Genomic DNA, 21,127 nt, shown 5'->3' with positions numbered 1-21,127 from the left:
ATCAGAGTTTCATTTTGGCGAGGGGAGTTACATCGAGTCCGACGAATTCCCCTTTGAGGTACTTGTAATGAGCCGCCATGGCAATCATGGCTGCATTGTCTGTGCAATATTCGAATTTCGGAATGTAAAGGTTCCAACCTTTCTTTTTTGCAAGATCTGACAAGGTACTGCGCAAACCGGAGTTTGCCGACACTCCACCCGCAATGGCGATTTCCTTTACTCCGTATTGCTTCACGGCTTCCTTGAGTTTGATCAAAAGCATTTCAATCAGCGTGTATTGAATGCTCGCACAAAGATCAGCCAAGTTTTCAGAGATGAAATCAGGATTTTCCTGAAGTCTATCCCGGAGAAAATAAAGTACGGCGGTTTTTATACCCGAAAAAGAATAATTCAAGCCGGGCATTCGGGTAATTGGAAACTGGAAAGCCTTTGGATTCCCCTCTTTCGCGTATTTATCCACCAAAGGTCCACCCGGATAGGGAAGGCCAAGAAGCTTGGCAGTTTTGTCAAAAGCCTCCCCAACCGCATCATCCTGAGTCTCTCCGACCACTTCCATATCGAGGAAATCTTTGACTAGGACCAACTGTGTATGTCCTCCGCTGACGGTCAGGCAGAGGAAGGGGAATTGGGGTTTGGGATCCTCGATGAAATGAGCCAGCACATGGGCTTGCATGTGGTTGACATCAATCAGGGGAATCTCCAATGAACGGGCAAAAGCCTTGGCAAAACTCACCCCAACCAACAAGGAACCCATCAATCCCGGACCTCGGGTAAAGGCCACTGCCGAAAGTTGGTCTTTAGAAATTCCTGAAGTCAAAATCGCCTCCTGAATGACCGGAATGAGGTTTTCCTGATGCGCACGGGAAGCAAGCTCAGGGACAACACCTCCATATTTTTCATGCACTGATTGTGTGGCCACAATATTATTGAGTACTTTGCCATTTACTATAATGGAGGCAGAAGTCTCGTCGCACGAGGATTCGATTGCTAGTATAGAAATATCGTTGGTACCCATTGGAAAAGAACGCGAAAGTTACGGATTTTTTGCACAAAGCTTTCCGAGTGCTTCTTTGGGTGATCTTCAGCTCACTCCTACTTCTGATTGCCTTAGGGTTAGCACTCCAGGTCACCAGTGTACAAAACTGGATGGTAGACAAAGTAACTGCTTACCTCAACACAAATTCCAGCTTCAAAACTGAAATCGGGAAAGTTCGGATTTCCTGGTGGGATGCCTTGGAATTGGAGGATGTCCACATCATTGACCACAAAGACAGTCTGATGATCGGTGCAAGAAGAATTCATGCAGACTTTGCACTCCTTTCCATGATTTCTCCAGGAAATCCACACATCGATGCAGTCAGATTTGAAAAGGCTCAAGTCAATCTGATGACCCACCCGGGGGATTCGGCGATGAACATCAATGTTTGGATCGGGGAATTAAGCACCTTATTTGGTTCGAAAGACACTACCGCATCCACTGCAAAGTTCTCAATACGCTCAATCGAGCTACGGCAGTCGGAATTTTCGTTGATCGATTTCAATTCCGAGCCGATTATCGAAGGCTTGGACTACAACAGACTTACATTTAGGGAAATCACAGGAAATGCAAGCGATTTCAAGTTTCAAAACTCAGAAATCAGCCTGGACATTAAATTACTGACCGGAGTGGAAAACACCTCCGGATTGAAAATCCAGGAGCTAAAAACGAATTTGACCTACGGACCGAAATTTCTGGAACTTGATCAACTCAGTCTGAAATCGGAAAACAGCCATATCAAAAATTACCTCAGGATGGACCTGACTGGTCCGGAAGGCTTTTCGGATTTTTTCCATCAGGTCAAACTGACTGGAAGAATGGAAGAAACCAAAATCCATTTGGCAGACCTTCGCCTTTTTGTGCCTTCCCTGCCTGAAATCGAAGATGATATTTACCTCAGTGGAGAAGTTGTCGGGCCGATAGCCAACATAAAATCTGAGGAATTTTTAATCCGCTTAGGTGAAAAAACCGCGATTTTTGGAGCCTTTGAACTGGACGGTTTACCGGAAATCGAAAAGACATACCTCAATCTTTCACTCAAAAACTCAGTACTCTCAGCCCGGGATCTCGCGCCCTATTTGACTCCTGAAATCCAAAAAGAGATTAACAAATTCAATCTTATCCGTGCTGATGCAGATTTCACTGGGCTGTTGAGCCGCTTTGTCACCAATGGAAAATTCCAAACCAGTATTGGGAATATTGAAGGCCGGGTCAATTTTGACATGGTTAAAGGCATGCCGTCTATCGTATCCCGATTGCGGGTTCAAAATCTGGATTTGGGTGTTTTGGCGGAAGACAGGAATTTGCTCCAAAAGGTAAGCTTGAACGGAAACGTCAACCTCAAAGGGAACTCCCTCCAAAATATCATCCTGGATCTCGATGCCCAAATTTCCGAGCTTGGCATCAACAACTACAACTACACCAACATCAACACGGATGCCGCTTACGGGCTAAACCTGTTCCGCGGAAACCTGTCCATCAACGATCCAAACCTCAAAGCAACCGCAAGAGGCTATGTAAATCTCAAAGAGTCAGTGGACTCTGTCAGGATGCTCGTCCAATTGGACACTGCGTTTTTGGATAAACTTAATCTGATGGAAACTCCGGCCTTTGTGAGCGGAAAGTTGGACATTGACACGAAAGGAATTGACTTGGACGAAATTCAGGGAATCGCACGATTTACTGACATCAAACTGGGGTATGAGGATCGGTTTTTGGATGTGGGAGATTTCTTTTTCCAGTCCCTTTTTGCCGGAGGGACGAGAACCTTATCCATCAATTCGGATTACATCGTTGCGGCAGCTTCCGGCCAGTTTAATGTTGAGCAAATGAGCAGGGATTTGACCATGCTTGGAAGTCAATACTTAGCAATCCTGTTAGATGAGGAACAGCCACTCGCAGATTTGAAGGTCAACTTTTCCGAAACATACAGCTTGGATCTGAATGTCCGGCTTCAGGATTTGAACCCATTAATGCAATTGTTTTATCCTGATTTTACGATTTCCAAAAACACCATTCTGGAAGGTGCATTTTATCAAACCCCTCAAAACACGGTTTTCAACTTTTTTACAAGCATTGATGAGTTTAGCTACCAAGGCAATACCGCACAGGGAATAAACATCGACTTCAACACTTCCAAGATTATCAACAGTGAAGATATCCTCGCATCGTTCTATGTCTATTCCAAGGAACAAAATGTAGGCAATACACTGGAATTCAGAAATTTGGGACTGGAAGCCATCTGGGATCAAGACAAATTGGGCCTCAATCTAAGTTTGGATCAGGATTCGACCCAAAGTAAAGCCCGAGTGGAAGCTGAAACGAGATTTTCAGCCTCTGGTACACAAATCCACTTTAAGCCCTCCCTTCTACGGGTTTTGAGCAAGGAATGGAACTTCAATCCGGAAAATGAAATCCTACTTTCTCAGGGTGAAATTACCTTTGAGAAACTCTTCATTACCAACCAGGAACAGTCTCTGGGAGTGGAAGGTAAAATCAGTGAAAATCCTGAGGAAGTTTTGGATTTGTTTCTCAATAATGTTGGGATTGATTTTTTGAATACAGTCACCGCACAGGAATTTTTGGGCACAGCCAATGGCTCATTTCAGATGAAAGATCTGATGGGGCAACCCCTCATTTCCGGTGACTTGAAAATTGAAAACGCGGAAATCAATGAATTTCCTGTAGGTGATATTTCCTTGACAGCCAGTCTGGATGAGACTGAATTGATTCTCAGCATGGAAAATGAAATCAACGGACAAAAGAAACTGGACCTGAATGGAATCATCGGGTTGGAATATCAAAACTTGGATCTCGAAGCACAGATGACCGAGGCCAATTTGGTTGTTCTCGAACCGTTTCTCTCCCAATACATCACCAATATTGATGGTACTGTCACCGGAAATCTTCAAATCAGGGGAACAGTAGGGGTGCCGGAAATATTGGGAAGCGGAAGAATCCAGGGCGGTAGACTCCATGTCAATTACCTCAATACGGACTACCGGGTGGACGGAAGTATCCTTTTTCAACCAACTCAAGTCAGTTTCAGAGACCTGATTTTCAGAGATTTAAACGGAAATCGGGCTACGTTCACAGGGGGTTTGAATCACCGTGGATTTGACAACATCTATCTGGATATCAACTCCAATCTGACCAACTTCCAGGTAATGAACACAACAGCCAGGGACAACGAGACCTTTTACGGAACTGCTTTTGCCACTGGTACCCTTGCTATACGCGGCAGTACAACCAATTTGGACATTAACGCCCGAGCCACATCCCAACCCAATACCCGAATCTATATCCCTCTGACCAGCAGCAATACCCAATATCAGGAGGATTTTATCCAGTTGATCAATATTCAGGATACAGTTCGGATCAAGCAGCTTTCGGAAGACATCAACAGGCTGGACATTGAAAACGTCCGGATGAATTTTGTACTCGACATCACCCCTGATGCCTACACCCAAATCATCATTGACCCCAAAACCGAGGAAAGTATTGAAGGAAGAGGACGGGGTGTCTTGACAATGAATATCGATACCCAGGGGAATTTTAACCTGACGGGAAATTATGAAATTACCCAAGGGCAGTACAATTTCTCACTCTACAATGTGGTAAAAAGGGAATTCGTAATCCAACCCGGAGGGCGGATCACTTGGTTTGGAGATCCATACCAGGGAGTGATGAACCTCAAGGCTATTTATCAGGAAAGTGTCTCGCTTCAGCCGCTGATTTCCTCAGCAAATGCAGCTTCAGAAAACAGTCAGATGCGCCGAAGATATCCGCTCAAAGTCCTGATGGACCTTCAGGGAGAATTACTCTCTCCTGATATTGCATTTAGCTTTGACTTTGCTGAGTTTCCTTCGAGCGGTGATGTTCAGACAACCATTTCTGCTTTCCAAAGTAGGGTAGCAGCTGATGAGCAAGAGATGAACCGGCAGGTTTTCTCGGTGATCATGACCCAAAATTTCTCACCGGAAGGCCAATTCTCAGGGGTAACCACGCTTTCTTCCAGCCTTGGCAACCTGCTTTCTTCCCAGCTAAACAGCTTTATTGGACAGATGGACAAAAACCTGGAAATCAACATTGATCTGGCCACTTTGGATCAAAATACGCTGGAAAACTTTCAACTCAGCGTGGCTTATACCTTCATGGACGGTCGATTGAGGGTATCCAGAGACGGTGGATTTACCGACAATCAGGGAAATGCCAGCGCAGCTTCTGTCATTGGGGATTGGCAGGCTGAATACCTGATCACGGAAGACGGTGTCTATCGTCTAAGAATTTTTAACCGAAACAATTACAACACCTTCACTTCCTTGTCGCTCACGCAGAATGTCATGAGTTATGGGGCCTCGGTGACCCAAAACGTATCCTTCAACTCCTTTTCAGAGCTGTTCAAAAAAATCACCGGAAAGAAAAATGCCGAACTCAACATCACTGATTCGGATGATATCCTGAGAAATGATTACCAGGGAGAGGAAAACTGGAAACCTTTGGATTTGGAAAATCTTCCTCCCAGAAAAGACCTTCCCCTTCCAATTCAGCGGGAAATGATCCCTCAGAAAGAAGATTACTAAAACATTTTCCCTGCCCCGTTACTTTCTTTCAAAAACGACTTCATGGAAAAAATAACCCTGTTCTGGTTTCGCAGAGACCTTAGACTGGAAGATAACACCGGGCTTTTTTATGCGCTTCAGCAAGAGCAAAATGTCCTGCCGCTCTTCATTTTTGACCAAAATATCCTGGAAAAGCTCGAGGATAAAGCTGACGCACGGGTAGAATTTATACATGCCCAACTTTCCGAAATCAAAACCCAACTCGAACAGAAAGGAAGCACTCTTCTGGTCAAATTCGGAAAGCCGGAGGAAGTTTATGCGTCCCTTTTGACTCAATACGAGATCCAGGCGGTCTACACCAACAGGGACTATGAACCCTATGCCAAGGAGCGGGATCATGCCGTAGATCTCCTTCTCAAAGAAAAAGGCGCCGCTCTGTTCAGTTTCAAGGATCAAGTGATCTTTGAGCCTGGAGAAATCCTGAACGGTTCCGGGGAGTTTTACAAGGTCTTCACACCCTTCAGCAGAAATTGGCTGGACAAGTACAAACAAACCAAGGTTCAGCCCCTTCAAAATCCGAATTGGAAAAACCTCCTTCAAACGTCCCCTATCCCGATGCCTTCCCTGGAAGAAATTGGATTTGTAAAAACAGGCATCCCAATTCCTCCAAAAATCACCGACGAGGCAATCATCAGCCATTACGACCAAACCCGTAATTTCCCCGCACAAAAAGGAACCACCCGACTGGGAATTCACCTGCGATTCGGGACAATCTCCGTCCGTCAGCTCGCGCAGGTAGGTGCCCGGCTCAATGAGACCTATCTCAATGAACTGATCTGGAGGGAATTCTACATGATGATTCTAGCCTTCAACCCTCAAGTAGTGGATAAGGCTTTCAAACCAGCCTATGACCGCATTCCATGGAGAAACAATCCGGAGGAATTTCGGGCTTGGTGTGAAGGTAAAACAGGTTACCCCATCGTGGATGCCGGCATGCGGGAACTCAATGAGACAGGCTACATGCATAACCGGGTCAGGATGATCGTAGCTTCCTTTCTGACCAAGCACTTACTGATCGACTGGAGATGGGGAGAGAGTTATTTTGCCAAAAAACTGCTTGACTTTGAACTTGCTTCCAATAACGGCGGTTGGCAATGGGCTGCCAGTACAGGAACAGACGCCCAGCCTTACTTCAGGGTATTCAATCCGGATTCCCAAACGGAGAAGTTTGACAAGGATTTGAAGTATATCAAAAAATGGATTCCGGAGTTTGGCACAGATAAGTATCCAAAACCCATTGTGGATCATAAATTTGCCCGGGCAAGAGCCTTGGAAACCTACAAAAAAGCCCTAGAGCAATGAACATCGGAGACAGAGTAAGATTACTTCACGGAAAAGAGGAAGGAACAGTACGAAAAGTCTCATCAAGTGGGCGGATCGAAGTGGAAATCGAGGATGGATTTATTGTGCCGGCCCTGAAATCCGAAGTGGTCATTATCGCTGAAGCAGAAAAAAACTACTTTGGTGAACATGCCGGAGTGACTAAAGAACCCGAGGCTCCCCTACCGATTTCGGCCCCGAAAGACCAAGGCCTTTACCTTGCTTTTCTGCCAATTAACGACCAAAATCTCAGCCTGTACCTAATCAACGACAGTCATCAGCCATACCTGGTCCATGCCTCAGAGGTCTATGGAGGCAATCAGCGAACGCTCATTGCTGGGACTTTGAATCCCGGAGAAAGCAAAAAGTTTGACGATCGGTTGATGAAGGAACTGGATGAGTGGCCGGCTTTTTTGCTCCGGTTTATCCCGATCCAAAATAAGCTGGAGAAAGCAATCCCTCCCTTTGAGCGACAGATGAAAATGAAGGCGACCCAGTTTTTCAAGCACCTGAGCAAAGCCCCGATCCTAGGAAAAAATGTCTACCTCTTTGCCATGGAGCAAACCACCAAGGAGCTCGATATCCGCAGCCTCAACGCCCAGCTTCAGGAGATCACTCCTAAGCCAGAACCGATCAAGGCAGTTAAACCATCCCGGTCCATCGACCTACACATCGAGCAACTTCATCCCGATGCGGACAAGTTGAGTAACTCGGAAAAAATGCGAATTCAGCTTGAGGTATTCGAAAAAAACCTAAATCAAGCCATTGCCTCAGGAATGGATGAAATCACGTTTATTCATGGTCTGGGCAACGGAGTCCTTCGAAAAGAAATTCACAAGCGCCTCAGCCAATTAGGAAATATTAAGTACTTTCAGGATACTCAGAAAGACCAATGGGGCTACGGTGCCACCTTGGTTCGAATTTCCTAACCCATGCAGGCGAAGACTTCTCCGGTTTACCAGATTTTTGAGCAGCAGCACCAAGATGCTAAAACCCTCTTTTTGGCACTCGGGAAACAGATCAAATCCAAGAAAGCCATAGAGCTATTGATGAAATTGGAATTTTTGGAACTCTACACTGACCTGATGTCCAAAATCCATTTCGAAACGGAAAATCTAGGAAACGACCTTTTTTCACCTTTCAAAAACCTGAAGAAATCGCTTCGAAAAACCCATCACCTCAAACTGGTGGAGCGAAATCTCAAAGCCCAGGAAGAAAAAACCACCCTGAAATACGACAGCTACAGGGAATACCTTGACGTCCAAAAAAAGAAAATCCAAAAGGAGGCATTTGACCTGGTGGTGGGAAGCACTCTGAAAACCTGGGATGACTTTCAGACAAAATCCCTGCAGTCCAGCCGCGGAATCAAACCATTGATGATCAACACGGCCATCAATCAGCTGGTACAGGAAGAATTGGAATTTCTCCACCGCAACCTGAAGACTCCAATGGAAAGTCAGAGTTTCAGGGATTTGTTTGAGAGCTTGCGCAAAATCATCATGCTGGAAAATCTCCTCATTCAGCTGGGCTTCAACCCCATTTTTATTTCCCAGATTCACGAAGAAATTTCCCAACTCAAGGAAAACCTCAAACCTTGGTACTCCAATCACCTATCCTTCCAGGCACTGTCAGGATTCCTCGCAGAAAAGGAAGACATCTCCAAAAAGTACATGGACTGGATCAAGGAACTGAAGGAAGAAAAGAAAAGCCTGTCTTCCGAGATCGAAAAACAGGCTTTTGAATTACTGAAGAAAGTTCTGGTCTAACTTAAATTTTTGAAAGGGCGTTTGCCAAATCGTTTTTCAGATCCTCGGCATCCTCCACACCCACACTCAATCGGATTAGTGAATCGACCAAACCTACCTTTTCACGCTCGGCCTTTGGAATCGAAGCATGGGTCATTGTAGCCGGATGACCGCAGAGCGACTCCACACCACCCAATGATTCCGCTAAGGCAAAAAGTTCGAAACTTTCCATCACCTTCTTGGCATCATCCAGGCTGTTGCCTTTTAAAGTAAAGGAAATCATTCCCCCAAAGTCACGCATCTGACGTTTGGCAACCAAGTGATTGGGATGATCTTCGAAACCCGGCCAATAGACTTTCTCAACTTTGGGATGGTTTTTAAGGTAAGCCGCGATGGTTTTTCCGTTTTGGCAGTGACGCTCCATTCTTAAGTGCAAAGTCTTGATTCCTCTCAAGACCAAAAAGCAATCCTGAGGTCCTGGAGTTGCCCCGCAGGCATTTTGCAAAAACACCAATCGGGAAGCCAATTCATCATCATTCACCACCAAAGCACCCATCACCACGTCCGAATGTCCTCCGAGGTATTTGGTCACCGAGTGCATCACAATATCAGCACCCAAGTCAAGTGGATTTTGCAGATAAGGTGAAGCAAAGGTATTGTCCACCGCAAGCAGCAATCCATGCTTTTTGGTAAAGGCCGCCATGGCTTCCAAGTCGATGATATTCATCATCGGATTGGTAGGAGTCTCCACCCAAACCATCTTGGTTTTTTCATTCACATAAGTAGAAAGCTGCTCTGGGTCGGCCATGGATACAAAGTGAAACTTAATCCCATAGCGCTCAAAAACTTTGGTGAACAGGCGGTAAGTACCTCCATAAAGGTCATTGGTAGAGATGATTTCATCCCCTGGATTGAAGAGCTTGACCACCGAATCAATGGCGCCAAGGCCGGAAGAAAAACAAATTCCATGTTTCCCGTTCTCCAGCGCTGCGATGCTTTGCTGAAGGGCAGTTCGGGTTGGGTTATGGGTTCGGCTATACTCGTATCCATAATGGTCCCCTGGTGATTTTTGAACGTAAGTGGACGTCTGGAAAATCGGAGTCATGATCGCCCCTGTGGAAGGGTCGGGACTGACGCCGGCATGAATGGCTTTAGTACCAAATTTCATAAGATTATAATTTGATTTTTTAAGGACTTACGGAATCTCGCATGATTGCCCCGATAGCTATTAGCTGTGGCTTCGTCATGCTCGATTTCATAAGCAATAGTTGAGTTTATATTCTTTCAGGAGGGTCATCCGGGTGAATGGGCTTTTTTAGGGGAAAATCCGAATTTGAATGCTAAACTTGTCGGGATTTTCATCGATCCATCTGCCAAAAGCCAGCCAAAGATGACAAAAAAGGGGAGTATTTTCAAGATTTTAGGAGAGTACTTCCTTACTCATCCTGCGGCAGTGGCAGGGTGGATTTGGGTAAGTGTCGTCCCTGCGATTGGCTCTTTGGTTTTGTTCAGTACCTACTTTTGGCTGGAAAAAATCAGCATCGATTCCTTCCTGGATCACCTTCTGCTCAGTCTTTCGATTGCCTTGGTATTGGGACTGGCTTTATTGCCGACCACTCTTACAGCGATGGCAATTGGTTTTTTCCTTGGCTGGATTGGATTCCCGGATTTATTGATCGGATATGTCTTGGCCAATGGACTTGGGTATTTCTTTGGAAAGCGTTTGAATGAGGATTTCCTGAAAATCCTTTACCTGAAAAATCCCCAATTGGAAAAGGAGCTTGAACTGCGAACGCAGCATCCGGAGCGGTTGATTTTCTTTGTGCGAATCAGTCCGGTAATTCCGTTTGCTATTTCCAATTTCCTCTTTGCCTCCTTAAATATCCAACTTCGGAAAGTGATCCTTTTTGGAATACCCGGGATGTTGCCCCGGACTTTTCTGGCATTTGCCACAGGTAAGTTTGCCAACTCCTTTTTGGGAGCCAAAGAATCAACCAATCAACCTCTGCAGGTATCGATCCTGATCGTCCTCACCTTGTTGAGTATTTGGGGGATTTACCGAAGCTGGAAAAAGACACAATCCTAGCGTAACAAGTACATTTTTCCGTAGCCTTTGGTGAACCCTTTATCCCCTGCGGTTGGGCGATGCTCCATAAATTGACCGTTTTTCCTCACCAAAACCCTATAGATGTAGACACCATTAGCCAGTTGATCTCCAAATTCATCCCTGCCATCCCAGGCGTACTCTGTGATGTTGTTCCCGATTCGAATAGGCCCAAGTTCATTTTGAAGAATTTCCCGAACTACTCGGCCAGTCACCGTCATGATCTGAATCTTGATTTCGTCCGGCACTTCTGATCCAGTCAGCGTAAAGACAAACCTCACCGAAGTACTGAACGGATTGGGATAGGGGTAGAAATTGGTGATTTGGGACTCATTGACCACTTCGAAGGTAATTTCAAACGGCTGAGGAGAATCTTCATTTGTGATTCTCAAGGTATATAATCCATCCTCCAATGGCCCTGGAATGAAGGAAACGCGGAAACTTTCCTCCTCAGTGGCAGGGGTCCAAGTCAAATTTGGATTGGAGAAATTGATCTTGCGGAACTGACAGCCCTCGCAGTTTTGCTTCAGAAAAATCTCCATCCCCAAGGTATCTTTCTTGTAAATCAAAGTTTGGTCATTTTTCAACAGGGCGGTTACCATCACATTTGGCGAAACCAAATCCCCATCCATGATGTAGATTCCGTCGAAATTAACATCAAGGAGGGAAGTGGAATTATCAGCTTCCACTTCAAAAGCTACTCCCAGATCTATCAGATTGTTACGATAAGTTTGTTCCTGAAGAATTCGAGGATTGGCAAATACTTCCAATTCAGTTTCCCCTGCCCGACCAATACTGTTGAAGTCAATTGAAAATTCAAATTCCTCACCTGCTTTCAACGCAGGGAATTTCTTGGAAAAGTTTTCGACTTTTTTTGTTGCAACATTGGTCATTTTCCATTCAACCTGGATTGAATCGAGGAAATTATAGATTGATGCATTTTTGAAAATAAAGTCAATTTTCGCGTTTTGCCCTTCTCTGAGCCGGATTCTGTCGGTAGGACTTTTCTCCAAAAGTACGCCCTCCGGCACTCCTTCAAAATTCACCTGCCACCTATCCAACTGAGCAGGGGCTGTCGAATTGACATCGTTCATCGAATATCGCAGTCTGAGGTAAGGATAGCTCTCCGGATCAATGAACGACAAATCGACTTCCCCATTCCCAACATTGCTCACGAGTACCTGCTCCTCTCCCTCCTGATTTACACCCAAGATATCAAATTGGGTAAACTCCTCTTCATTGATCCAATTTCGGGCGTTTACATTCTGAAAAAACCGTTCCCACGATGATGCAGGGCCAATTCGGGGAGTAAGGATTACTCCATTGGTTAAATAGCCATCCAATTCAGTTTCAAAAGTCAACGTTTGTTTAGCGGCAGGAACCTCAAAGTTGGGATTTCCAACAATCTCAATCGCCTCACCAGGCCGCATGCCCTTTCTCCCGTACAAAATATAGGGGTCACCGGATTTTAGAGCCCGCAGAGTTGCTTCATTGGCTCCAAATTCTCTCAGGCTTTGGTAAGCCCTCTCCGGCCAGGCATCAAACGTGACACCCCCCACGGTGAAAATAATGACATAATCTCCGTCTTTTACCCCCCTCACATAATCCTGCAAAATGGTATTCCCCGGAGTGGTAATCCAGCCATTTTGGATGCTTTGGATCATTTGGGGCACCCGTCCGCAAGACCTCGAATCCAGAATATCAAAACCCGGAATCGGAATAGCTAAATAGGGCAACAAGGTTTTCTGATCCACCGCTACCAAGCCAATTGACCCATTAGGACAAAGTCGGGAATTGGCATTGTTGACGTTATCAATGATCTGAGGAATTTGATTTAGGTAGAATTGGGTATTGCGGAAGTTAAGTGTGTCCACACCCGATCCCACTGTAAATACCTCAATTCCTACTTTCTGCTCCAGGTATTTCCAGGAATTGCGTGATTGGTCCAGTTCCAAATTTTCGAGCTGATTTTGGTCAAACTGATCCTTTTTCCGCTGAATCCATCCGTTGCCGGCCTCAGGGATGTAGGTAAAGCTGGAAGTAGTCCAAGAATCTGTTTCCCCGGGTTTGGGATCCTGATATCGGGATCTCCAATAATAAGTCGTAGAATCAGTACCGGCAGAAAGTGTCACAGGCCATTCAGCCATGCCTGATGTAGTGGATCGGATTTCTTTCCTAAAAACTGAATTGAAATTGATCGTGGTATCGAGTTGGATGATCAGGGTTCTGTTTTCCTCAAGTTTACCCGGAGCTTGAGCTAAGAAGTTGATCTCCTTTTGCCCAACTATTCCAAAGTCAGTAGGAAACAAATTGATCGGCCCACTCAATGAAATAAAAGAAGAGTAAGTAATGGAGTTATTAGAAAAAGTCATCTCAGGCACCTCCTGACTGGAATTGACAGAGATAATAAACTGGTTTTCCCCAGCAGCATCCACCAAAATATTTGGCACTGAAAACACCAACGTATCAGACCTGGAAATGGAAGGAATCTTCACTGCATCAAAGCTTATAAGGGTCCCATTGGGAAGCTTCCGATCGACTTTAAAGCTGACCGAATCAGGCAAAACAATTCCAAGATTTCTCAGCACAAAGGAAAGTTTTAAGCTATCTGAAATCGCCGTAAGCGGAGAATCATCAAATGTACCCAAACTGACTTCTTCCACATTGAGGGAATAATCCACCTTGTTTGCTGGAAACATCCTGACGGCAGGATCACCGAGCAAGACCATTTGTTCCATGTGGGAAAAATTCAACGGACTGGTACCATATCGAGTCACAAACAATTTTTCTGCCTCCTTCTTTACCTCTCCAACAGTTCTGTAAATGATGGTGCTGTCTGCAAAGGCCTTTTGATAGAACAACTCAGAATACCTCCTCAAATAGACGTCTACGCCACTGGAAGTATTAGCCATGATATTGGTGGCACCTTTCTCCGGAGTGATTACCCAATCTTCCCCTTGAGTATAAGTAGTCCCATAGGCGCTGCCGTAATCACAGCCATTGAATAACATGATGGGGTATTTGCCTTTGTTGGCATAACCAAGAGTAGGATCGGATGCAAAACCAATTTCGATATCAATAATGGTGGGAGATCCGTGACCAAAAAAGGTGAATAAAGACCTTCCTTCGTTCAAGTCCCCGGTAATGTCAATCACCTCCACGACAGAGTTGGATCTTTTTCGATAGGTAGTGACATTCCCTCCAAGGTATGGTCCCTCGGCTATCGCTTTAAAGCCATTGAGAAATGTATAGTAACGCTCCAATTCAAACTCAGAAAGCCCTCCGCTGAGGTGTACCAATTCTTTTTGCCAAGGTGCAGTCACTCCTACCTGATCCTTCTCGATGGCTTTTTCGAGGTAATCGGTTAATTGCTGGGAGTTTTTTGCAGGAATCCTTCCAACAGCAATTGCCGGGGTATTGGGACTTTTTGGATCAAGATTCAGTGCGTATTGATTGTCAGAAAAGGGATAACCACCCACCGGAACCAAATCCTGGAAAGAAAATGCCTGAGGTGCATTTCGGTAATACACATTCTGGTTGTTCAGTCTCGCTTGGGAATAAATTGCCAAAGACCTGGCTGCCAGAAGCAGGTGTGTGGGTTTATGTAAAGGATAGTAAGCCTTCAGAAATTCAAAAAGTGCCACGGGAGATTTTTCTCCATAGCCAAACTGGTCGTAAATCTCCTCCATTCTGAGGGTCAGGGTATCAAACCCACCGCCCAAAGGGGAAGCTCGGTGTTCAGCGTACTTTTTTAATGGATTGGGGTATTTGGAACTTGGTTTTTCAAGTTCCCGATGACCGACCAACAGGAAATTTGCTGGCTGACTGAGGTAATTTCTAAATTTCACCTTAGCCATAGTTCCAACCGAAATCACACTTTGGGTATTTTGAATCCAAATTTTGCTGGTTTGGCCAGTGACCGATGCAGTAAAATTGAGGGTAGTCCCGCTTTTTGAAACTTGTACTTTTTGTGCGTTAAATAAATCTGCAATGTTCACCGCAACATAATCCTGCTGTACTTGATTGATAGTAGCTCGTTGATTCCCCTCAGGGAAAATCATCACCTGGGAAGTAAAATCCCCGGGGGAGATGGATTTTCTAAATGTGATTTTTGCATATGCAATGGAAATATTATCGGTAGCTTCTGGTCCCTGAGGCAAAACCCGGACAACCAGACTTCCATTGGCATTGAAGTCACTCATCTGCAAATTCAGAGTCAGTTGAGGGTACTCGAAACCTCTAAAACTTGAAAAAGTCAAGGACCTCTGAGTTCCGGGCAATGGTCCTGCGCTGATTGCTGCGACATGGCTATTCTCTGATCTTCCCACCAATCCGATTTCTAGCTTAGCAGTTCCGGAGTTGAGCAGTGAACCCAAATTGGAGAAGGTCAAATCTCTAGCCTGACCTTTCCCGAATGCCGTACCCATCCATCCTTGTCCTTTGTCATAAGAAGAAAGCCGAAATCCTAAAGTATAGGCCACACCCAAGGAATATTGATCTGCAAATACCTGCAGTTGCTCGGTTTCGAAATTGGTTACCTGAGCCAAATTGCCAGCAGGAGCAGCTCGTTGTAACATCCGCTTTCCGGGGGTCCCTGGAGTGACAGTCAGGAAAAAGGCAGTAGTATCAGTATAGGTATTGAAGTAAGGATTGGGAATCGTTTGAAAATTCCTGTAAAGTTTCTTATCCAGTTCGGCATCGTTTCTTCTCCCATAAAAATCAATGTAATCCTGAGGGTCGATTTTCCCGTCAGTTTCCCCTTCGACATGGATTGCAACTTCTTTACCCCGATGAAAAATGCGGATTGCTCTTGGGTCAAGATTTTCAGTATTGATTCCGGAAGCTCTCAGGGCCTCGGGAGAAATCCGGTAAATCCCATCTTTTGCAGTAGGAATTTTGTAATAAGTCTGGGAGTAATCATACCAAACAGGGTCTTGAGCTTGAGCAGTCCCAAAAGCAACTAATAAAAACAAAAAACTTAGCAGGCTCTTTTTCAGACTCATTTTTCCCAACCATTAAATTTTCTAAAATCAGAAGACAGCTTTTCCAAACTCACCTTGACACTGAAAACATGGGAATAAGGACTCTCTGACACATCACCCAAATCAGAAAGCGCATAATCAATCTGAAACCGCTCATTCAATATCACACCAAGTCCTGCCGCGGGCATAAAACTCAGCGACTCTACTCCCTGAAAGTCTTTGATGTATTGAAAATTGCTGACTCCACCTCGTACGAATACCAGCTGCTTAAATCCCAATTCAAGTCCAAACCTGGGATCTACTCTAAATGCTGAATTAGAAATCAGCGTGTTTCGAGGTCCATCAAAGGTAGTCTCCAAATCCAAAGCAGTTAGAAGGGAAAAATGGGTTCCGATTTTCCAATCGTAAGCAATGCTGGCTATGGCTTTTGGCAATGTAATCTCCACCGTATTCAGTGGTACCTCGTTGTTGGTCTGGGAGTAGATATCCCGAACAAGCTCGGCATTATGGGTCCATGCATTGTAGGTAGTGGTAATGTCCCGGAGCATAAGTCCGAGAGTCATTCGTTTTTGGATATAAACTCCTCCGACATCCAAGCCAAAGCCCCAGGCTTGGGCAAATTTTCCCACGTTCCGGTGGATCACTTTTGCGTTGGCTCCAACTTTAATTTTATTAGAAATATCCCTTGCAAAACTTAGCAGTAGCGCATAGTCTGCTGCATTGAAAAACTGGACATTGTCATAGTTGATGGCTCCGTTTGCATCATAGAGGAATCGGGTATCCGGAATGTCATCCACTCCAAAACGGATCAAAGATACGGCTAGTTGATTCTGGTTACCCAAAGGCGTGCTGAATCCCAAGTAATCGTATTGAGCGATTCCGGCGAAATACTCTGAGTGCATGAGTGAAAACTCATATTGATGTTTGATCCCGGTAAGAGCCGCTGGATTCCAATAGGCTGCCGTCACATCACGCACCGCCCCAACCTGTGCGCCTCCCATTCCAAGTGCTCTTGCCCCAACTCCAATACTTAGGAATTCATTGGAATACTTAGGAGTAAGGTCTTGGGAAAAGACCTGAATTCCTCCGGAAATTTGAAGGAGGAAAAGAAAAAGAAGAGTTAAAAATCTCACTCGGCTTTGAATCACAACTACAAAATAATCCAAATTCAAAAACTACTATACAATCTCTCCTTTTTTAATCTTGCGATCTGCAGGTAATTGTACATGATCGGACACTTTCCTGTCACATAGCAGGACATCTCAGCGATCAAGTTGAGAACGAGCTTATTCTCATACAAAAATTCCCTGAATGACTGCATTTGTGAAAAAGGGGGTTAAAATTGGTTAAAACCGACTTTTTGGATTCTTTTCAAAATCAGAACGACTGGCTTTTGCAAGGAATTAGGCAATACAAGGTAGCTTGGAAAAGATTGGTATCATTTTTCTCTCTGAGGTAGAAAGTGAAATGAAAAAAAATCCGAAAGGATACCTAATCACCACATCATGAACGTCGCCAACACACAGATTCAAATGCGCAAAGGACTCCTGGAGTTCTGCGTGCTGCACATCATCTCCCGGGGCGAGGTCTATACTTCCGATCTCATCGATGAGCTTACGCAAGCTCAGATGATTGTGGTCGAAGGCACCCTCTATCCCTTGCTCAATCGGCTCAAGTCTGCCGAACTAGTTACTTATCGCTGGGTAGAATCCGAAGCTGGTCCACCCCGGAAGTACTACTCCATCACCGAAGAAGGAAAAAAATTCCTTCTCACTTTAGCAGACACCTGGGCTTCTCTGGTCAATTCCACCCAAGAAATCACCGCAAAGAATTGATCGGAAGAAACCTTAAACTAGACTTAAAATGAAAAAGACTATAAGCATCAACATCAGCGGCATTCTCTTCCACATCGAAGAAGATGGCTACGACACACTGCGCAAGTACCTGGACGCGATCAACAAGCATTTCTCTACCTACAAGGACAACCAGGAAATCATCTCTGATATCGAAAACCGAATCGCAGAAATCTTCCTTAGCAATCTGAAAAACAACAAGCAGGTCATCACTGCTGAAAACGTAGACAAACTCATCGAAAAGATGGGGACTATCGCTGACTTCACAGCAGTAGAGGACGAAAAGGAGGAAGCTGTGACAGGTGAGTCCGAATCCAAAGAGGAAGACTTCTACAAATATGTAGCGCCTCCTGGCAGCGAAACCGGAGGCTACAAAAAGCTGATGCGATTGGAAAACAAAAAAATCCTGGGTGGAGTATGCGCTGGAATCGCCAATTATTTCTCCATGGATCCGCTTTGGACCCGTCTTATTGCGATCCTTTTGCTATTCAGCGGAAATCTGAATTTGAAATTTCTGGATTTTTTACCCTTTGATAATTTCAGATTCAGCCTAAGCTTCGGCTTCTTTGCCTTCGTAGCCTACATCGTACTTTGGATCATCCTGCCGGTGTCCTATGAAGTAATTGAAGACGCTAAAATCAAAAAGCTGTTCAGAAATCCTGACGATAAGGTTTTGGGAGGCGTGGCCAGTGGTTTGGGTGCCTATTTCGGAGTGGAAGTAGTGTATGCAAGACTTGCTTTGGTACTGCTGGCATTTGCAGGCGGTTCAGGGATTTTGATTTACCTGATTCTTTGGATCATTACTCCGGTGGCCAGTTCCATCACAGAGCGGATCAAGATGAAAGGTGGCGAAATCACCTTGGACAGCATCGATTCCACGATCAAAGAAAGCATCAACCCAATCCCTCCGCAACCGGAATCGCCTACCCGGAAAATCCTTATGGCACCTTTTCGGGTACTGGGAAAAGTAATTGATGCTATCGGTTCGGCTTTGGGGCCTTTGGGTAGATTTATCGGCACGGTGATCCGGGTGATCTTTGGGTTGATTATTTTCTTCCTCGGACTGGCATTGACAGTCGCTCCTCTAGTTGCTTTGGCGGCCTATTTCGGAGTGAGCGATGCAGACTACCGAGTCCTGATGGACAATTTCCCGATCGAACTATTTACTGACATGGTTCCAATTTGGCTAGTTGTGGCAAGTATGGGATTGCTGATCATTCCTGGCATTATCATCTTGCTGCTTGGATTGAGTGTTCTAGCTCAAAAGAACCTCATCGGAAGTCGTTTTGGATTGGTGGCTTTGGGATTGTGGCTACTTTGCATCGGCATCGCGGCATTCCAGATTCCTAAAATCGTAGCACAGTTTAAAGAAGAAAACGTGTTTGAATCGAAGGTAAATCTTCCTGTGACTCCCGGAACGCTCATTTTGAAAGCAAATGACTTGGAGGATGAGGAGCTGTTCAATAAGGCCAACCTGCAACTTGTTGGTAGTCCGGATTCAGTTGTTTCGTTGACACAGGAGTTTTCTGCCCGAGGACGGACCAAGCAGGAAGCACTGGAAAATGCCAAAAAATTAAGCTACTCCTACGCTGTCATGGATTCAGTGGTGACCTTCGAAGAAGGGTATGATCTCAGTTCTTTGGATGTATTTCGTGATCAACGAATCAATCTAACGCTGAGTATTCCCTATGACCGGCCTTTCATCATGGAAAGATCACTTTTGGAAATTTTGAGAAACACCATCTATAACAATGGCTACCGATCTTCAGATGTACGCCCAGAAGCTGTTTGGGTATTCAATCAAGCTGGTTTGATTTGCTTGACTTGTCCAAGTGAAAAAGGGGAATCCGAATCCTGGGATAATTTGGAGGAGGGAAAAGAGGAACTTGACTCCTTACAAAAAGCAAAAATCGACAGTACCACTCGTGCAAAATTTTCAGACTCATTTTTCATGAAAGACTGATTGGCTATTGACAAGGATTAAAACTCAAGAGACACCACCACAGGTGTCTCTTTTTTTGTAACTTCTTTTCAAAAATTACCACAGAATGAACGTCACAGCAAAATTTTTAGGAGGATCAGGAGCAGTTACCGGATCCAAATACCTAATCGATATTGGAGATTTTGAGTTTTTAGTGGATTGCGGACTTTTCCAGGGCCCGAAAGAACTCCGGGAACGAAACTGGGACAAGTTCCCGATGCCTGTGGATCAAATGGAGGCTATTATACTTACCCATGCCCACCTGGATCACATCGGATATTTGCCAAAACTGGTCAAGCAAGGTTATCGTGGACCTATTTACTGCACCGAGGCAACGGCCGAACTGGCTAAAATTCTGTTGTTGGATTCCGGCAAGCTCCAGGAAGAAGAAGCCGAATATGCCCGCAAAAAAGGCTACTCCAGACATGAAGATCCCCAGCCGCTTTACACGATGGAGGATGCAGAGGCAGTTTTTCCGCTTTTCGTTCCACAGCCATTTGACAAACCGTATTCCATTCATCCACGGATTACTGTCACACATTTCCATGCCGGTCACATCTTGGGTGCATCCATAGTAAAAGTGGTCATACAAGGCGATCACCAGACTAAGAAACTGGTATTTTCCGGTGATTTGGGTAGATACCATGACCCTATTCTTCTCCCTCCTACCCCCATCCCAAAAGCAGATATTCTCTGGATTGAGTCTACTTACGGTAACAAAAAAACTCCCACCACCAAACCGGAGGATGAGTTGGCAAGGGCGATTTTGGATACCTTTGACCGGGATGGCTTGGTCATTATTCCTGCTTTTGCCGTAGGGAGGACTCAGTTACTAATGTATCATTTGTATCAATTGATGGAAAAAGGGAAAATCCCAAAAGTCCCAATATTTCTGGATAGCCCTATGGCTATCGACGCCACGAAGCTTTACTTGGATTTTCATACGGATCACCGGCTTTCGGCGATGCTGGAAGAAGAAAATGAGCATCCATTTAAGCATCCTCAGCTTCATTACTTCCAAAAGCAGGAACAATCGAGATCTCTGAATGATTTCAGGGGTAAAGCAATCATTATTTCTGCAAGTGGGATGGCCACCGGAGGCCGGGTATTGCATCACTTGTTTCATCACCTTCCCCATGAAAAAAACGGGGTGATTATCGTAGGGTATCAAGCCGAAGGAACGCGGGGAAGAAGACTGCAGGAAGGCGAACCGACCCTCCGTATTTACGGCCTGGATGTGCCAGTCAATTCCAAAATATACCAGATTGAAGGGCTTTCAGCTCACGCTGACCAAGAGGAGCTGATGGAATGGGCTGAAGGATTTAGCGACAAACCCAAACTGGTTTTTGTGGTTCATGGAGAAAAGGAAAGCTCAGAAGCTTTGGCTTTTAAATTAAAAGAAGAATTAGGCTGGAATACGGTGATTCCACAGTACCTGGAATCATTTGTGCTTTTTGAAGGTATCTAAATTTCACTTCAAAGGG

At 45.0% G+C, this 21,127-nt stretch carries 11 protein-coding genes and 1 pseudogene; 8 read left to right on the top strand and 4 right to left on the bottom strand.

The genetic code is table 11. The annotated features are described in order from the left end of the window. Window position 1: 1 nt before the first annotated feature. The gene (tsaD, locus tag D0X99_RS05425; protein ID WP_119476630.1) at window positions 2–1,015 is read right to left on the bottom strand and encodes a tRNA (adenosine(37)-N6)-threonylcarbamoyltransferase complex transferase subunit TsaD; all 1,014 of its coding nucleotides are present in this window, start codon (window positions 1,013–1,015) and stop codon (window positions 2–4) included. A 29-nt stretch (window positions 1,016–1,044) separates the two neighbouring features. Here tsaD and D0X99_RS05420 point away from each other — a divergent pair, with 29 nt between their 5' ends. Genes D0X99_RS05420 through D0X99_RS05405 form a run of 4 tightly spaced genes read left to right on the top strand, consistent with a single transcriptional unit; the run spans window position 1,045 to window position 8,744 of the window. Then, window positions 1,045–5,619 (top strand): translocation/assembly module TamB domain-containing protein, encoded by a 4,575-nt coding sequence (locus tag D0X99_RS05420; RefSeq protein ID WP_233553657.1) that lies wholly within the window; start codon window positions 1,045–1,047, stop codon window positions 5,617–5,619. Window positions 5,620–5,661: 42 nt separating this feature from the next. Then, window positions 5,662–6,960: a cryptochrome/photolyase family protein gene (locus tag D0X99_RS05415; protein ID WP_119476629.1), complete on the top strand. Its 1,299-nt coding sequence runs from the start codon at window positions 5,662–5,664 to the stop codon at window positions 6,958–6,960. Continuing rightward, window positions 6,957–7,907, top strand: coding sequence for a Smr/MutS family protein (locus D0X99_RS05410; protein ID WP_119476628.1), 951 nt, complete (start codon window positions 6,957–6,959; stop codon window positions 7,905–7,907). The genes D0X99_RS05415 and D0X99_RS05410 overlap by 4 nt, the downstream gene beginning before the upstream one ends. A 3-nt stretch (window positions 7,908–7,910) precedes the next feature. Next, window positions 7,911–8,744 (top strand): hypothetical protein, encoded by an 834-nt coding sequence (locus D0X99_RS05405; RefSeq protein WP_119476627.1) that lies wholly within the window; start codon window positions 7,911–7,913, stop codon window positions 8,742–8,744. A gap of 1 nt (window position 8,745) precedes the next feature. On the opposite strand, the pseudogene D0X99_RS05400 reads toward D0X99_RS05405, so the two are convergent. Further along, window positions 8,746–9,894, bottom strand: a pseudogene (locus tag D0X99_RS05400) (cystathionine gamma-synthase); the annotation flags it as partial. A gap of 219 nt (window positions 9,895–10,113) precedes the next feature. Here D0X99_RS05400 and D0X99_RS05395 point away from each other — a divergent pair. Further along, window positions 10,114–10,809, top strand: coding sequence for a TVP38/TMEM64 family protein (locus D0X99_RS05395; protein ID WP_147392190.1), 696 nt, complete (start codon window positions 10,114–10,116; stop codon window positions 10,807–10,809). Here the strand turns inward: D0X99_RS05395 and porU2 are convergent. Together porU2 and D0X99_RS05385 are read right to left on the bottom strand one after the other, a co-directional pair. After that, the gene (gene porU2 / locus D0X99_RS05390) at window positions 10,806–15,830 is read right to left on the bottom strand and encodes a putative type IX secretion system sortase PorU2 (protein ID WP_199708018.1); all 5,025 of its coding nucleotides are present in this window, start codon (window positions 15,828–15,830) and stop codon (window positions 10,806–10,808) included. The two genes, D0X99_RS05395 and porU2, sit on opposite strands and share 4 nt — an antisense overlap. Then, the gene (locus D0X99_RS05385; RefSeq protein ID WP_394336577.1) at window positions 15,827–16,942 is read right to left on the bottom strand and encodes a putative type IX sorting system protein PorV2; all 1,116 of its coding nucleotides are present in this window, start codon (window positions 16,940–16,942) and stop codon (window positions 15,827–15,829) included. Before D0X99_RS05385 ends, porU2 begins: the two co-directional genes overlap by 4 nt. Window positions 16,943–17,314: 372 nt before the next feature. On the opposite strand from D0X99_RS05385, the gene D0X99_RS05380 reads away from it, so the two are divergent. The 3 genes from D0X99_RS05380 (at window position 17,315) to D0X99_RS05370 (ending at window position 21,111) form a co-directional block, all read left to right on the top strand. After that, window positions 17,315–17,644: a PadR family transcriptional regulator gene (locus tag D0X99_RS05380; protein WP_119476624.1), complete on the top strand. Its 330-nt coding sequence runs from the start codon at window positions 17,315–17,317 to the stop codon at window positions 17,642–17,644. A gap of 28 nt (window positions 17,645–17,672) precedes the next feature. Continuing rightward, a complete protein-coding gene (locus D0X99_RS05375; RefSeq protein ID WP_119476623.1) occupies window positions 17,673–19,625 on the top strand; it encodes a PspC domain-containing protein in 1,953 nt (650 codons plus the stop codon). Between the two features lie 85 nt (window positions 19,626–19,710). Next, the gene (locus tag D0X99_RS05370; protein WP_119476622.1) at window positions 19,711–21,111 is read left to right on the top strand and encodes an MBL fold metallo-hydrolase RNA specificity domain-containing protein; all 1,401 of its coding nucleotides are present in this window, start codon (window positions 19,711–19,713) and stop codon (window positions 21,109–21,111) included. The last annotated feature ends 16 nt before the right edge of the window (window positions 21,112–21,127 follow it).

This window comes from Algoriphagus lacus (genome assembly GCF_003583985.1).
In the GTDB taxonomy this organism is placed as follows: domain Bacteria; phylum Bacteroidota; class Bacteroidia; order Cytophagales; family Cyclobacteriaceae; genus Algoriphagus; species Algoriphagus lacus.
This window is presented reverse-complemented; position numbering and strand designations above follow the sequence as displayed.